This window comes from Enteractinococcus helveticum, from assembly GCF_001657475.1.
Lineage (GTDB): Bacteria > Actinomycetota > Actinomycetes > Actinomycetales > Micrococcaceae > Yaniella > Yaniella helvetica.
The window spans coordinates 1-14,960 of sequence record NZ_LXEY01000105.1; the positions used below are offsets into that span (position 1 = coordinate 1).

Here is a 14,960-nt window from a genome sequence, read left to right on the forward strand (position 1 = left end):
ATCGATGACCAGCTGATCCCCCGACCAGCCAAAGAAGTTCAGAACCCTGAAACGTTAGAACAACGTTGGCGGGTGCAGTTGGCCGAAGCCGGCTACCAATCACCGCAGACCCCCGCCCAGTTGCGGGTGGCCGGGTGGCCACCAATGCCGGAGCTGGCTGAGACGACCTTGGCCGGTCTGGCCGCTGGTAAATCCAGCTGGTCCACGGCCGATATTCGAGCCGAAGCCCTGAAACGCATTACCGCCTTAGATGTGGTCGGCAACCCCGAGGAAACCGGGCAGCGACTGGATCATCTAGTGAATCTGGTCCAAGATCACTGCCGGTCTATGGCAGATCCGCGCGTCACGCCCGACGATACGGTGGCGCACTGGACTACCCAGGGCATTATCGACACCGATGATGAACTTAAAACCCGCCTGGCCACTCGTGCCAGCGCCCCCGCCCCCACGGTAGACACCGCCGTAGTGCACCAGGTAGCGCCCCAGCTCAATGCGGCCCAAGCCGAAGCCGCCGCTGCCCTGGCTTCCGGCACCCGGCTGAGCGTGATCGAAGGCTACGCCGGGGCAGGGAAAACAGCCTTATTGCAAGCCGCCGTCCAACTCCGAGACCAGCGGCCACTATTAACTGTGACCCCCACGTTGAAAGCCGCCCAAGAAGCCCGTAGTGCTGGATCAGACGCGTGCTCATTGCACAAACTGCTCCACGCCCATGGCTACCGGTGGAACGAAGACAACCAGTGGCACCAACTCACCGTAGGGGAAGCAGACCCAGCCACTGGTACAGCGTTTTACCCGCCACGCCCAGACAGCCCGTTTCATCTAACCGGTGAGACTCAGCTGGTGGTCGATGAAGCTGGCATGTTAGACCAAGAAGCCGCTAGAGCATTGTTGGAACTGGCCGACCGATACGACGCGGACGTGGCCGTGATCGGCGACAGGGCCCAGTTGTCCGCCGTTGGCCGCGGCGGAGTGCTGGACATGGCCGCCCGCGTGGCCACCCACTATGTCACACTGGATGAAGTCCACCGGTTTGGTGATGACACCGAGTACGCCGAACTGTCCAAGCTCATGCGCAACCGTGACCGGCTGGCTGAGGTCTTTGACCGGCTGCACCACCGCGGTAACGTGCGGATCCACCACAGTGCTGAGGAGGCCAGAGAGGTCATGGCCGAGGCGGTCCGGTCAGATATTGCAGCTGGCCGCAGCATCGCGGTCACCGTGGCCACCAATGACCAAGCCGCAGCCCTCAACGCGGACATCCAAGCCCAACGGATCAACGCCGGACACCTCAAAACCGACGATCACTCGACCACCGGACGCGATGGACTGGACATCTTCGCCGGCGACACCGTGATGACCCGATCCAACAACCCCGACCTGGGCGTGGCCAACCGCGAAAGCTTCCGCGTCGTCCAAGTCCACTCCGACGGTGGACTGATCCTGGCTGGCGAAGACCAACGCCACCACCACATCACCCCTGACTACGTGCGGGACCATATCCACCTGGGCTACGCCGTCACTGACTATGGCAACCAGGGCACCACCGTCGATCACGGCTCAGTGCTCCTGGAATCCTCCATGTCAGGAGGTGGCGTGTATGTGGGGGCCACTCGTGGACGTGAAGACAACACCATCCACATCGTGGCCGACGACCTTGAGAACGCCAAAGCCCAATTCATCGCCACCATGACCCGAGACCGGGCCGATCGAGGATTGGACCAAGCCCGTACCGATCTGGCAGCTCAGTTGCCGCAGCACACCCTGGCAGTCCACCCGCGTATCCGCCGCTACATCGACAATGTCAGCCAACGCCTCACAAAGATTGAAAACGAGATGCGCCGCCTCCAACCCTTGGCTGAGTATCGCGCCCAAGCTCAAGCGTTCCAACAGCGCCATGAGACCACGGCGACTCAAGCTTGGGGTGAAGCCGAAAGAGCCCAACAATCGGCGGCGGAAAAAGCAGCGGAATTGAAGACTGCGCGAGAGCAACTGCATCGCCAAAGCCTCAGTCAGCTGCGGTCCGAGATCAAACACGACTTGGCCCAACTGCAAGCCAAAGAACAACGCGCACGTGACGCTGGATTCTTCAAACGAGCTAAAGCTAAACACGATGCCCGCACCCACCGAGCAGCACTGGAAGACCGCTACGGGGTGGCTCTACCGGGTACGGATGACGAACGCCTCTCAGGCGCTGACCCGCTCGGCGACTTCGACTGGTTACGCAACGCAGCTGAGCGACAAGCCCACATCCACCAGCCTGCCGACGAGACCGTGAGCCAGTTGCATGAAGAGGTTGAACAGCTCCAAGATCAGGCGCGTCGAGCAACCGAACGAGCTGAATCTCTGCAAAGCGCCTGGGATACCGACGTTGGGCCAGCCCCAAGAATCGAAGGCAAGGGCACCTACCGGGATTATGAAAAGGCCCAGCAACTGCATGCCAAAATCCAAAAGGCGATCGCTCGGGCTAGCAACCCCGAACACCATAACGACCTACTGGAATTCTTAGATGAGCAAGACCAGAAGAAAACCCAGCGCCAGCAACCACGACCCAAGCCGCAAAAGTCGCCCGACATAGGCGCTACCACCTATTTGCAGCAGCAACGGATACAACAGCACCAACCTGGCCGTGACGGGCTGGAACGATAAAACGTACCGAAAAACGCGGTAAAAGTTACCGCTGTTTACAATAAAAAATACCGGGATCTGCGGTAAAAACTACCGCAGATCCCGGTAAGAATACCTCGCAGTTTGCAGGAGTGTTAGTCCCCGAGGTCGTCCATTTTGCGCTGGATCGCATCGGTGACCCACAACCGAGTGCTGATCCGTTCCAGCTTTGCTGCATCTTTAATCTGGTCTCGCAAAGACTCCGGGACTTGAATGGTCAGATGCACCATCGGGTCATCTGCATGGATATCCCCGGTGCGGTTCATCGTCTGTTTCATCGACACGGAACCGGAACGAGTCCGACGGCCAAAATCATCCATGGGATTACGGGCTTGTGCACTCATTTATAAAACCTCCAACAGCTCGTCAGCTACCGCCTGATATTCACCCAAATCGCTTGCAGGGTTATATCCGAAACTGCGACGAATTCCTTCCCGAGTAGAAATCTTGGTCGCAAACAGCTGCACCTCGCTGGCTTCCAACGCTTCCACAGTTTGTTCTAAGGACTTGGTTCGCCGATCGGCCTGGGTGATCAGCGCATAGGTGCGCGTCAGCTGCGAGGCGATCTGCTCGGTCTCCCAGAACCGGTCCAAATCAATCGGCGAGGGCGCGGTTGGCAAAATCGCCAGATCAGCCAATTTCAAGGCCTCATCGAGTACTTTCCAGTCCCCCGGGCCGGTATCGACCACCACAAAATCAGCAGACGAAGATCCCCGCCGCAGTTGCGCGGCATTGACCGGTCGTACTTCAAAGCCCAATGCCTGATCGCGTTCCTCCGCTCGCAAGGCCCACTCCGAGGCTGACCCTTGGGGATCGGCATCCCAGACCTCAACGGAACCCCGTGCAGTCAAAGCTGAAGCCAAGAAGATCGACGAGGTAGTCTTGCCGGTCCCACCCTTGGTATTGGCAATCACGATTCTTTTCATGGTTCAGACCCTATAGCGGACTACCGCAAAAATATTGCAAACATACCGAAGAATTACCAAATAAATACCAAAAGATTACCGCAGCAATCCCGCATTTTTACCGCAAAAATACCGTATTTAGAAAACCTTCGGCGCAGCAGATCTTTGAATGATTAGGCTGCTTCCGCGTGTTCATGGCCTATAACTCGGGTCACGCTGGTAGGTTCAGCCGTAATTGAACAAAAAAGAGCGTCCCACTGGCGGCAACCGGTGAGACGCTCGCTTACCACCGGTCGACACCCGGTGAGGAAGCTTATTGATGACCATACCACCGGACCCCACGGCGGGAAATACCGCCACACCATCCTTCACCACCAGCCCATCACAACGGCCACAAGCGTGGACCGAACGCGATGGCACCCCCATCACCTCGGCACCAGCTGACCTATTCAGCGCCCCACGCACCGAGCACCTGATCTCCAACGGGTGGACAGATGTTCAAGCTGCAGCGTTATTAGACCATCTGGGCCGCGAAGCGTTTCACGCCAGCGTGGACCGGGACTTTTCCAAAGCCTGGCGCAAAGACCCCACTACTGGAGAAAGCACCCCACGCTTCTACACCGTCGGCAGCCCCGCGCTTACCCGGTGCCAATACGCCGTCATGACGCACCCGCAACGCTCGGCAGTGCTCATTATCGACATCGATAAACCTAGCCACACTCCCGGTGGAACTGTCGAAGCCCTCCACCCAGAAACTCACGCGGCCCTCACCGCCCTGCATCAACGAGAACTCAGCCCAGCCTGGATCGGGATCAACCCACTCAATGGCAAAGCGCAAGTCCTATGGATGATTGACCCCGTCTATGCAGCAAAAGGCCACACGAGCCCGAACACCCGACTGCTGAACGTCGCTACAACAGAACTCAATACCTTGTTAGGTGGAGACCGAGCATTTGCTCACCAGTTTTCTCGCTGGCCTCTTCATCGTTCGAATGATCCCACCGCGTATCATTGGCATTGCCAACATTCCCAGATTATTCGCCTTGCTGACCTCATCCACGAGGTACGAACGATGAACCCCCAGAACCCCAGACGACAGGCCAGGAAGCCAGAACAATACGCTAGCGGACGCGACCGTATCAACGCCGCCCAAGCCGCCAGAAAATCGGCCCAAACCCTTCGCGAACTTGAAGCTGAGCTACCCACCACCGCTGAACTGGCCCCGGCAGCATCCGGCATGATCGATGGGGTACGGATCATATGGATTAATCAGCACCGAGCAGCCCGCGATGAAACAGCCTTCCGCCATGCTCTAGCCACCGCTCACCGACTGAGGGCGCAAGGCCAACCGCTCAAAGATGCCAAGATCATTGATGCCTACGAACGGGCTTACAACGTCGCTCAAGCCGTTGGTGCCGATTACCGCGAACCTGCCATCCCGCCTATGCGCGACCGTCTGACAATGGCTCGTCGTGTCCGTGGCTACGTCATCCAAGGCATTACCAATCCGAACACTAGTGGTAAAACCCGATCCAACCAGACCAGCAGCGGACGCAAAGCTCTCGCTACGATGGGACGCCGCGGCGGGCAACAAGCTGCTAAACGATGGCATGATCCGGCCCATAAGGACTACCAAGAAGCCGCCCGCAAACCTCTAGAAGAGGCAAATCGGCGGAGAAAGGCGGAAGGTAGTAATTCTCGGGCTCGTATATTGTCGCTTATATCGCAGCAGTATGCAGAGACAGGAACTGTCCCCACCCGCCCAGAACTCATGGAAGAAACTGGTTTATCCAGAGCAACAGTTACACGACATATGTCGGCGCTACGAAGAGCTGGACTGCTACCCGAATAAGGGGGCTCATGCCGTAACCGGTATACGGTTCCCCCGCCCCCTTTGGGGCGGGTAGGACTTGTCTCCTTTAGGTTTACTTTCTAAGAGGTGTATCAATAAACGTAATTGCTACTTACTTGATTAGAGTTCCTAATAACTCTTTACTCTCATCACATCGAATAGGTAGCCGCTCGTGCTTGAAGTTATAACTCGCGAAAGAACTGAGTTCTATGATCGTCATAGAGTTCAACGCAAACTCAGGGACATGTCAACGTTTTGGCGCGATCGGATCGACACTTGGCGGGCTGAAGGCACCGAATCAGGCACCGAGAAACGCCATGCCCAACAATTCTGGTCGGATCTTATGGGATGCTTTGACATTGCTTCTGAGCGCGTCAACGTCTTTGAACGCAATGCCAGCCGAGCATCGACCGGAGGCCGTGGATACATAGACTTCTTTTGGTCCGGTCTCGTCATTGGGGAAGCTAAAAGCCTCGATATTCCTTTAGAGCGTGGCTATAACCAGGTTTTGGACTACCTGAATGGCGGGAGTGTCGGTAGTCATGAATGGCCCCTGTATACCATCGTGACTAACTTTGAGCAGATCCGCCTTGATCGACTTGGTGATGAGCCGTGGACAGTTGAATTCACCATTGATGAACTTGTGGATCACCTAGATCAGCTTTTGTTCTTTGTTGGTATCGAAACCCTCACGAAACAAGAACAAGAAAATGCTTCCATTGAAGCCGCCAAGTTGATGGCAAATCTGTTTAATACCCTGGCTGGTGAGGACGCCGATACCCCCGTGGGAGAGGAAGCTCCCGCCACTCCTGAAGAAGAAGATGAGACCATAGAGCTGGCATCAGTCTTGATGACCCGCCTGTTATTTCTTATGTATGGTGACGATGCAGGGCTATGGGAACAAGACCTTTTTTATCGCTGGTTAGATACTGTCAATTCCAAAAACCTTGGGCCAGCCCTTGATGGGCTTTTTGAAATTCTCAACACCGACGAACAAGCGCGCATACGGAAATACCGAGGCAACCTATCCGACCTTGAAGCACGGTTCCCCTACGTCAACGGCGGGATCTTCGATGGGACTGCCCAAGTGGGCTACAGCGTTCCACCGGAATTCAAAGACGCCCTACTGGATGCCTGTCGCTTCCGGTGGACGCAAATCTCCCCAGCCGTTTTTGGATCCATGTTCCAACTTGTGAAAAGTAAAGAAGCTCGACGTGGCGACGGAGAACACTACACCTCCGAAACCAATATCCTCAAAACTATTGGCCCACTGTTTTTAGACGAATACCGCGACCGCGCAGACCGTCTTATTGCCCGAAAGTCAACATCCGTGGCAGAGCTGAAACGATTCCAAGAAGAACTAGCAGCCAACATCTATGTTGACCCCGCATGTGGGGCTGGAAACTTCTTGAACGTCGCCTACGCGAAGCTACGCGAGATTGAAACGGACATCATTGTAGAACGGCTGAAAAAAGGTACTGGTACGGGAGCCTTGGTGACCTCGTTCGAGCAGCTTCTGACGATTGACAAGTTCTATGGGTTCGAGATTAATTGGTGGCCTGCAAAGATCGCTGAGACGGCCATGTTCCTGGTAGACCACCAGGCAAACCGTTACCTTGCCGAGCAAATTGGGCAAGCTCCCGACCGTCTGCCCATTAAGATCACCGCGACTATTGTTCACGATAACGCGCTAGACATTAATTGGGCTGAATACCTGCCTAAACCCTCAGGTCAAACATATATCTTTGGCAACCCTCCGTTTATTGGTCAATCTAAAAAAGAAGCCGAACAAACCGAAGATATGGAACGAGTCTGGGGAGAGGATTACGCCGGATATCTCGACTATGTGACGGGCTGGCATGCCAAGTCTAAGGATCTGCTTGCTAGGCGTGCCGGAGAATTCGCCTTCGTTGCTACAAACTCGATTGCTCACGGTATGCCAGTTCGAGCCCTCTTCGAACCGCTGTATCGCGAGGGCTGGGATATCAAATTTGCCCATCGTACCTTTGGTTGGGACTCTGAAGCTCCGGGCCAAGCATCAGTCCACTGTGTCATCATCGGTTTTACCAAAGATCGGACCGTACGGCAGAAACTCTGGGCCTACTCGCACCCTAAAGGGCAACCTGAATTACAGCGAGTAGAAAGAGGAATCAATGCCTACCTCATTGATGGGCCTCGTCTTTTGGTAAAAGATAGTAGGAAACCACTATCACCTATGCTTCCCCCGGTCCATTACGGGACTAAGCCGGCTGACGGCGGACACCTTGTCTTCAAAGCAAAGGAAGGAAAGCGAGGCTACGATCGAGATCCTATCGCGGCGAAATATCTCAGACGCTTTGTAGGTGCTAAAGAACTAGTAGAGGACATTGAACGCTGGTGTTTTTGGTTTGAAGACCTGACCCCGGAAGACCGCCGAAACTCCCACGTCATTCAAGAAGTGATAGAAGCCTGTCAACAGTGGCGAGCAGCCCAAAAACCAACAGGTGACGCATATAAGCTGAAGGACACTCCTCACTTGATGCGCCCGAATAAAAGCAGAACCAACGACCCATATCTTTGCATCCCAATTCATGTGGGGAAAGATCGTAAATACTGGACTGCTGCAAGATTTGGCCCTGAAGTAATTAACGGTAACGCCAATTTCATGGCCCCCGACGAAGATGGGCTGCTATTTGGGCTTATATCTTCTTCCATGTTTATGACTTGGCAACAGAGTGTTGGAGGAAGAATTAAATCAGATCTACGGTTCTCTAACACTTTGACTTGGAACACGTTCCCGGTGCCAAACTTTGATGCTGGTACGCGACGAGCCATTATCAATGCTGGTCAAAAGATCCTTGAAGCTAGGGAGCTGACACCGGAGCGGTCTCTTGAAGACCTATACGATCCATATCTCATGGCATCCAACCGGCCCCTCCAAAAAGCCCACGATGACCTAGATAGGATCGTAGATCGCATATTCGGCGCCCACCGACGCCTCACAACTGAAAAGCAACGTCAAGAGTTACTTTTCCCAGCCTACGAACAACTGGTGAGATCTTAAGTCGAAAAATGAACTAGCTCATAAACGTGCTCAAGTTGAGAAACTCAAATTCCTGCTAGAAGCGAGCACGCTCATATGGAAAGCCTGCATATGGCATTACGTATGATCGAACCGCGTCAAGACATCCCTCAGGCAGCTAGAGTAGAAGAATCTCTCTATGAAGCGTTTCCTAGTGTTTATTTAGGCAGCAATAATGTGCGAGTAATAGGTATCGTTCATTAAAAGTAGTTCTCTTTCCATTAGGACCTCTCTGCTACTCTCATACAGATGATGGGGGCATATGATCGGGAAGAAAGCGAAGAACAACTGCAACAGGGCGTTTATATTATTAATCGTGCCCGCAAAAGATTCCGCGAATTGCCCGAGTTACTGCCAGAGCCTGAAGTTAGGTCGATGCTCAGCATCGAGAGGGCCTACACACCTCGCGGTTCCTCCGATATATTCGTAGCATTCCATCGTCATCGTGCTTGCGAGAATCTGGAACGAATTTTCGACATAATGACCGATAGAGAAGACAGTGGTGGGCTGCTTGTATACCCGTTTTCTATCTACTCGCTTATTCGATCTGCGATAGAAGCCGCTGCAGTTGCAATGTGGCTTATCAAACCGTCAAAAAAAGCTCAGCGAATTTTTCGTGCTCTTCAGGTCTCCTACAGTGACACCTGCGAAGTATACAATTTTTACAAATTTATCTATGGCAAAGATGCTGCAGAACGTGCAAAGGCCGAAAAGCATGAAATCTTGAATCGCCTCAACGAATTGAAGGATGCTGTGGGTCCGCTACGGCAGAGGGAGCTGAGCCCACCCCCTAAATACACGGCGATACTGAAAGAGGTATCGCCACCGCCTCACGGTGCTTCAAGCAAAGGATATGGGGCCAATCCTTCTCCCTTGGTGATATGGAAAATAGCAAGCACGTTTCTTCACGGGAGCAGTGAGCAACTGATACGTAGCTTGAGTGACATCCGACAGGTTACTGAATTCAATGACGGTGCTGCATCTTTCGAAATTAGAGCGAGCATCCAACTCATAGCAGCTTCGATTCACGGCATTGTAGATCTAATCTCCGATCTCGACGAGCGATATATTTATCTAGCCACCCATGACCATGCTAATAAGCGGACCCAAGGTGAGAATTGATGTGTGACTGTTAACTTCGTTTGGCGGTTTCTTGCAGATTCATATGGCGGTCCAGCCATCACTCTTCGTGTTGCTACCCAAATGCACCACCTGGTCGAACGATGAGCTGTGTCAAAGGGGGTATGCCATGGCAGTCGTGTCGTATGACGATGAAACTCAAATCGTAGTGCCCGTCCAAGGGTTCTTACCCCAGGTCTTTACTTTCTCCTCCCCTCCTTTCGTGGAGTCTTCCCAGCTTGGAAGAGCTCCACCCATTGATGGGCCGATAGATCCTTGGGTAGGGCATGTGGATCTAGCCCCGCACCGATTGCCCACCTCCGAGCCTCGCGTGTAGTACGAAACAGCTGTGCTCGGGTAGCAATTTGCGCGATCCCTTTGCCACCACCGGTAAAAATCTTATGCACCATGGTCTGGAAAGCTTGGCGCGATCGTGGAGGTATGAGGGGGTCTTGGCGGCGCGTGATAATCAATACTCCACCATCAACGTTCGGGCGCGGTGTGAAAGCTCTTGCTGGGACACGTCGACCGAGTTCAAAATCAAACCACGGCCACCATTGGGCGGTCATCATGGTGGCTCCGCCGACACCTGCTCGGCGACGGGCCACCTCCCATTGGACGAGCAAGATAGCGTGCTTCCAACCTGGCGCACGAAAAATGCGACGCAGTATCGCGGTGGTCAGATGAAATGGAAGATTTCCTACCAGCACGTGTGGAATATGAGGAAGTCGATAGTGCAAGAAGTCGTCGTGTACGACCTCAACCTTCTTACCGACCCGCTGCGCTAGTGACTCAGCGAGTCGGCGGTCGATTTCGACAGCCCTCAACGGTCGTTCCAGGTGTACTAAATGCTTGGTGAGAGCACCAGCGCCAGGGCCGATCTCGATGATGGGTCCGGTGGTTGTTTTGACGTGTTCCAGGATCGATTTTTGGATCGTTTTATCGTGGAGAAAATTTTGGCCGTGTTCGTGACGGCCGTGATGATAGGCATGCATAATATAGCTCCGCAGAGTCGCAAACGGAGCCGGGTAGGCAGATAGACGCCGCCCGGCGGGACCGGTCGGACGGCGGGACTATGCAATAGAGAGTAGTTCCGCCGTCAGTGGCGGCGGAGCCTCATTGATGCAATACCTAGACAACACATGTTCAACACGTTAACACAACACCGTTGGCCTTTCAATTCGGCCGTTCAGGGCGACAAGAGGTGCCGCTACGCTGCGGAGCGGCACCGAGCGAAGACTCTCGCCACTTCGTCAGTGACTTCAAAAGTGAACCCGGGTCGCCAATACCAAGCGGCAGCCACACGAGTGTTGACATCCGGTCAGTCCTCATTTGACAGCGTCAAACCGGGTATACCCCTTTACACGCCTTTCGACCTGACGGGAGTATGCTGTCAGACTGGGTTATAAATTTTCCGGTTGGACAGATGTGAGGGGCAGGTCTTAGTCGTGAGTGGACAAATTGTCGGGTACGTTCGAGTCAGTGCCGCTGATCAAAATCCGCAGCGCCAGCTTGAAGTGCTGGGGGAATGTCACAAGATTTTTACTGACAAGATCAGTGGGAAGTCTAGAGCAAAGCGCCAGGCGTTGGCTGAGCTGCTGGGGTACATTCGTGATGATGACACCGTGCGGATTGCCTCGATGGATCGACTCGGGCGCGACACAAGGGACTTATACAATATCGTCGCTGAAATTATCGACAAGGGTGCGGCTGTGGAGTTCGTCAGCGAGAACATCACCGTAGACAAAAACGGGGCGTCTCCGATGGATGCATTAATGCTGGGGATTCTGGCCGCATTTGCTGAATTTGAGCGCCGACGCATCAAAGAGCGGCAGGCTGAAGGGATTGCGATTGCTAAGGCCAAGGGCAAGTATAAACAACAGCCTAAGCTCAGTCCCCAGGATGTCGAGCAGGCCCAAGTCATGATTGATATGGACATTCCTAAAACACAGGTTGCAGCGACTTTCGAAGTGTCACGGCAAACGCTTTACACAGCTCTACGCCGCGCCGCCGAGTAGAAACCTGACATCGCGAGACCTGAGGTGGCTGACCATTGGAACGATGCTGTGGCCAGGTTGCCACACGAATGTAATAGTGAGAACCGCATGACTGAGCTTAGGCCCCTGTAACTTAGAGAAGCTGTGGTATCTCCATAAGGATATTCACGGCTCGATCCCCGAGCTTGGTTATAAAGCTAGAGAAGAACTTATTCCGGAGCTCTTCGAATGCTGATGGTCCTCGTTGGGCTGCTTCTTCGAGTTGGTGAATCTGTTCAAGCAGCTCTTGACGATCTTCTGAGGGTGCCTCGGAGGCAAAGTCGCGCAAGGTTTGGAAGTGCTGCTGGACTTCAGGCTGTACGTTTTCAACAGTGGCGTGGTTCTGATGGCCGAATTGTGCAGCTCCAATAGTGCCCCCGGTGATATTTGTCGTGTAATTATAGGTCGCTGAGGGTGCGGCTGTAGCGGCCTCTGGGGTACTGTCGGGCATCTGAGGGAGGAGCGTTGGTACATAATGTTCGCGACGTACTTCCCGCCCTCGTGTAGTTAGGGTCAGTCGATGAGGCGACTCGTAGCCCAAAGAGGAGAACCCAGAAACAAAGCCATTTTTATACAGCATCCCTCCGGCTTGATCAATTAGATCAGCAGAAGGGAGTTCATTCGTGACTGGATCTCGATAGGTGGCCTCGAAAGCATCTTCTGCGCCGGAGAGATCCCCATTCGTCGCCGGGATCGCCTGCAAAATTTCATAGGCTGCGCTATGCATTGGGTATTCATCCCACCATCGACGAGCTCGCTGTTTTCCGTTGGCAGAGAGAGTGAAGTTCGGCCCACTACCGAGCATCTTGTCCAGGGCGGCTTCATGTATCCAACCGTGTGAAGCCATTTCCTCGTGCGTGGCTTCGCGTTCCAGGGCCGGTAGTACTTCTTCTGGCACTGCATTTAGGTCGTCGCTGTCCTGCTGCGCGCCCCATAGCAGTGTACGAAACGCATAGATGGAAACCTGCATACTTGAGAGTCCTCTTCTTTGTAGTCGCTGTTACTAAATAAGAGTATTTATTTGCCGTGTTATCCAGTGTAGTTCGGTCTGTGTTAGACGAGACTAGGAGCTGGCTACCTTAGAAAGTTTTCGGCATCTCGCGATTGCAGTGCTTTAACGCAGTCTCGTGGTTGAAAATCGTACGGCAGAAGGACTTTTGGGTAGATGGAGGCGGTCTAGTTTGTTCCGGTGTGCTGTTGCATACTGGCTGTATGAGGAAACTGACTTGGAGAGAAAGACGTGAGCAGGCGCGTATTCAGCGCGAGGGTTGGCGCGAGATGGTGGAAAAGGAAAAGCAGGGTTTAAAGCCTGGCCCCGAAAAGCCCGATCCCCCAGTGAGGAAACCTCCTCGCTACGCCCGTGAGCCGTATGAGTACAAGACTGTACGTCGCAACAAAGATACTCAGCGACTGCTGCGGAAAGGGTGGGAGCTAGTCGATTCTTCAGGCAAAGAAAGTATGTGGTCTGGCAGTTATAAAGCGATTATGCGTCGGCCGAACCCTCACTATGAAGGTAACCAATAACTCGCTAACCTCTGAGATGCGTGATCCTGCCTGATTGCTTCCCTTTCAAAGGGGAGCAGACGTGACGCGCTGAATTCCTGATGCCACTTATAGGGTGGCGTGAGCCCTAATTACCGCAAAAGTACCGCATTTTTACCGCGTACTTACCGCTTCATGCTTTATATGGATATAGAGTTCGAGGCGTTAGTCTTTCGTCTTAGGTAGGTGCGTCATGGCGTCTTCTGTTCAATCTTCTGTTCAACGTGCATGGTCACGAAAATGGATGAAAATCCGCGCAGAATACTTGGCAGATAAGTTGCCTGATTTTGTTCTGCATCCTGCAGAAGATTCTGGCGATGAGTGGTACTGGGAGTGCCTTGAATGTGAAGCACAAGGTGAAGCATCACTGAGTTGGACTAGAGCTGAGCAAGCGGCCACTGGGCATGTCAGTTCGCATGTCTCTGAAGATGATCGTGAGGTCTTAGAAGACATGAAAGTGACGATGATGCCGTGGGAGCTTCTGACTCCTTATCAGCGTGCACGGAAACGTCGAGTAGAAGAGCGAAACCAGTAAGAATCCTTCCACGGCTTCCACATTTCAGAGACATCTCCCTACCCCTCGGAAGCCTCATAGCAGCCTTAAAAGCAACGCATCCCAGACAACGCTCACCCTTCAAAAACCTCAGCAACCAAGTAATCGCCACGACTCCTCAACAATCACAACTCCCCACGAGTAATACAAAAGCCCACCAAGCTCTAATTTATATGCACGTATGCAATCCTGTCGGATTGCGGTAGGCTGGGGCCAGTATCGCTGGAAGGAGGCAGCATGAAAGGTGGATGGACTGCGTACCGTTCGCCTGGTGCTGCCGCGATTAAAAAGTACTTCTATGGGGTGGAGTCCAGCTTCGATAACTACTACTTCAAAGACACCCCCGAAGGGTCTGCTGAACGGCTGGTATACCAGCATGGTGCTGGTGTTCGGACCGTGTCGATGGACGCGGAGGCTTATGAGGCATGGGTGGATTTTGCTGACCCGGAGACTGGTGAGTCTCGGGGGACAGTTCGGAAAAATTCGGTCCGGTTTTTAGAGAAAAATATCAACGTCGATAAGACGTTATCCTTGGCTGCTTTAGACAGCGACGAGGTGGCATTCCAGCTACGTGAAGCCATGCGAGAATCGGTCAAAAATGTCACCGAATATGCGGGCCAACACTTCACGACTCGACGCACGGTCGATGGTCGAACGATGCGGGTGCCGATCGATCAGTTAGAAGCTGCCGTCATTGCGCACAAGACCTCACGAGAAAACGAGCCCCACCCGCATTTGCACTTACAGTTCTCCGCGCGGGTGAAAACCGGGGAGGTCTGGCGTGGCCTGGACACAGCCGATGCGTGGAAACACAACGCGGTCATTAACGCGTTAGTGGAACACACCATTCATACCCATCCGGGACTGCGGAAAGCCTTGGCCGATCACGGCCTGCACTTTGATCCAGCTACGGGCAAGGTCGCAGAGCTAGAACCGTTCGTGGATACCTTTAGTACCCGGCATGCCCAGATCGAACACAATAAAGCCCTGTTGGAGGCTGACTGGAAAGCCAACCCTGCCAACGCTGGCAAAACTCCCGGTCCGGCCCTGTATAGCTCGTGGGATTACATCGCGTGGAACGGGACTGCCGAGCTGGAATTTATCGATGACCAGCTGATCCCCCGACCAGCCAAAGAAGTTCAGAACCCTGAAACGTTAGAACAACGTTGGCGGGTGCAGTTGGCCGAAGCCGGCTACCAATCACCGCAGACCCCCGCCCAGTTGCGGG

Annotated in this window: 11 protein-coding genes; 7 read left to right on the forward strand and 4 right to left on the reverse strand. The window is 53.8% G+C overall.

Annotated elements, in window-relative coordinates; all coding sequences use genetic code 11:
- A partial coding sequence (locus A6F49_RS15000; RefSeq protein ID WP_067605845.1) for an AAA family ATPase occupies positions 1 to 2,646 on the forward strand: 2,646 nt, incomplete at its 5' end.
- 113 nt (positions 2,647 to 2,759) lie between these two features.
- Here the strand turns inward: A6F49_RS15000 and A6F49_RS15005 are convergent.
- Complete coding sequence (locus tag A6F49_RS15005; protein ID WP_043056611.1) at positions 2,760 to 3,008, reverse strand: hypothetical protein; 249 nt, start codon at positions 3,006 to 3,008, stop codon at positions 2,760 to 2,762.
- Positions 3,009 to 3,590: a ParA family protein gene (locus A6F49_RS15010; RefSeq protein ID WP_067605847.1), complete on the reverse strand. Its 582-nt coding sequence runs from the start codon at positions 3,588 to 3,590 to the stop codon at positions 3,009 to 3,011.
- 298 nt (positions 3,591 to 3,888) lie between these two features.
- Here A6F49_RS15010 and A6F49_RS15015 point away from each other — a divergent pair, with 298 nt between their 5' ends.
- The 3 genes from A6F49_RS15015 (at position 3,889) to A6F49_RS15025 (ending at position 9,604) form a co-directional block, all read left to right on the forward strand.
- Positions 3,889 to 5,421, forward strand: coding sequence for a replication initiation protein (locus tag A6F49_RS15015; RefSeq protein ID WP_150119547.1), 1,533 nt, complete (start codon positions 3,889 to 3,891; stop codon positions 5,419 to 5,421).
- Between the two features lie 244 nt (positions 5,422 to 5,665).
- Positions 5,666 to 8,464, forward strand: a complete 2,799-nt coding sequence (locus tag A6F49_RS15020; RefSeq protein WP_043056603.1) for a DNA methyltransferase — start codon at positions 5,666 to 5,668, stop codon at positions 8,462 to 8,464.
- Positions 8,465 to 8,731: 267 nt separating this feature from the next.
- Entirely contained in the window at positions 8,732 to 9,604 is an 873-nt protein-coding gene (locus A6F49_RS15025) for a hypothetical protein (protein WP_043056604.1), read from the forward strand.
- 197 nt (positions 9,605 to 9,801) lie between these two features.
- Here A6F49_RS15025 and erm read toward each other — a convergent pair whose 3' ends face one another.
- Positions 9,802 to 10,596 carry a 23S ribosomal RNA methyltransferase Erm gene (gene erm, locus A6F49_RS15030; protein WP_043056605.1) on the reverse strand — a complete coding sequence of 265 codons (795 nt, stop codon included), beginning with the start codon at positions 10,594 to 10,596 and terminating at the stop codon, positions 9,802 to 9,804.
- 453 nt (positions 10,597 to 11,049) lie between these two features.
- Between erm and A6F49_RS15035 the strand changes: the two genes are divergently transcribed.
- Positions 11,050 to 11,619 carry a recombinase family protein gene (locus tag A6F49_RS15035; RefSeq protein WP_043056606.1) on the forward strand — a complete coding sequence of 190 codons (570 nt, stop codon included), beginning with the start codon at positions 11,050 to 11,052 and terminating at the stop codon, positions 11,617 to 11,619.
- 112 nt (positions 11,620 to 11,731) lie between these two features.
- On the opposite strand, the gene A6F49_RS15040 is transcribed toward A6F49_RS15035, so the two are convergent.
- Positions 11,732 to 12,607 (reverse strand): hypothetical protein, encoded by an 876-nt coding sequence (locus tag A6F49_RS15040; protein ID WP_043056607.1) that lies wholly within the window; start codon positions 12,605 to 12,607, stop codon positions 11,732 to 11,734.
- A 765-nt stretch (positions 12,608 to 13,372) separates the two neighbouring features.
- Between A6F49_RS15040 and A6F49_RS15050 the strand changes: the two genes are divergently transcribed.
- Positions 13,373 to 13,714 (forward strand): hypothetical protein, encoded by a 342-nt coding sequence (locus A6F49_RS15050; protein WP_150119549.1) that lies wholly within the window; start codon positions 13,373 to 13,375, stop codon positions 13,712 to 13,714.
- Positions 13,715 to 13,969: 255 nt separating this feature from the next.
- Positions 13,970 to 14,960: MobF family relaxase (mobF, locus tag A6F49_RS15055; protein ID WP_150119550.1), on the forward strand; the 991-nt coding region annotated here is incomplete at its 3' end.

Coding starts and splice junctions, on each gene's coding strand:
- A6F49_RS15005 (WP_043056611.1), bottom strand. CDS start 3,008: ATGAGTGCACAAGCCCGTAATCCCATGGATGATTTTGGCCGTCGGACT.
- A6F49_RS15010 (WP_067605847.1), bottom strand. CDS start 3,590: ATGAAAAGAATCGTGATTGCCAATACCAAGGGTGGGACCGGCAAGACT.
- A6F49_RS15015 (WP_150119547.1), top strand. CDS start 3,889: ATGACCATACCACCGGACCCCACGGCGGGAAATACCGCCACACCATCC.
- A6F49_RS15020 (WP_043056603.1), top strand. CDS start 5,666: ATGTCAACGTTTTGGCGCGATCGGATCGACACTTGGCGGGCTGAAGGC.
- A6F49_RS15025 (WP_043056604.1), top strand. CDS start 8,732: ATGATGGGGGCATATGATCGGGAAGAAAGCGAAGAACAACTGCAACAG.
- erm (WP_043056605.1), bottom strand. CDS start 10,596: ATGCATGCCTATCATCACGGCCGTCACGAACACGGCCAAAATTTTCTC.
- A6F49_RS15040 (WP_043056607.1), bottom strand. CDS start 12,607: ATGCAGGTTTCCATCTATGCGTTTCGTACACTGCTATGGGGCGCGCAG.
- A6F49_RS15050 (WP_150119549.1), top strand. CDS start 13,373: ATGGCGTCTTCTGTTCAATCTTCTGTTCAACGTGCATGGTCACGAAAA.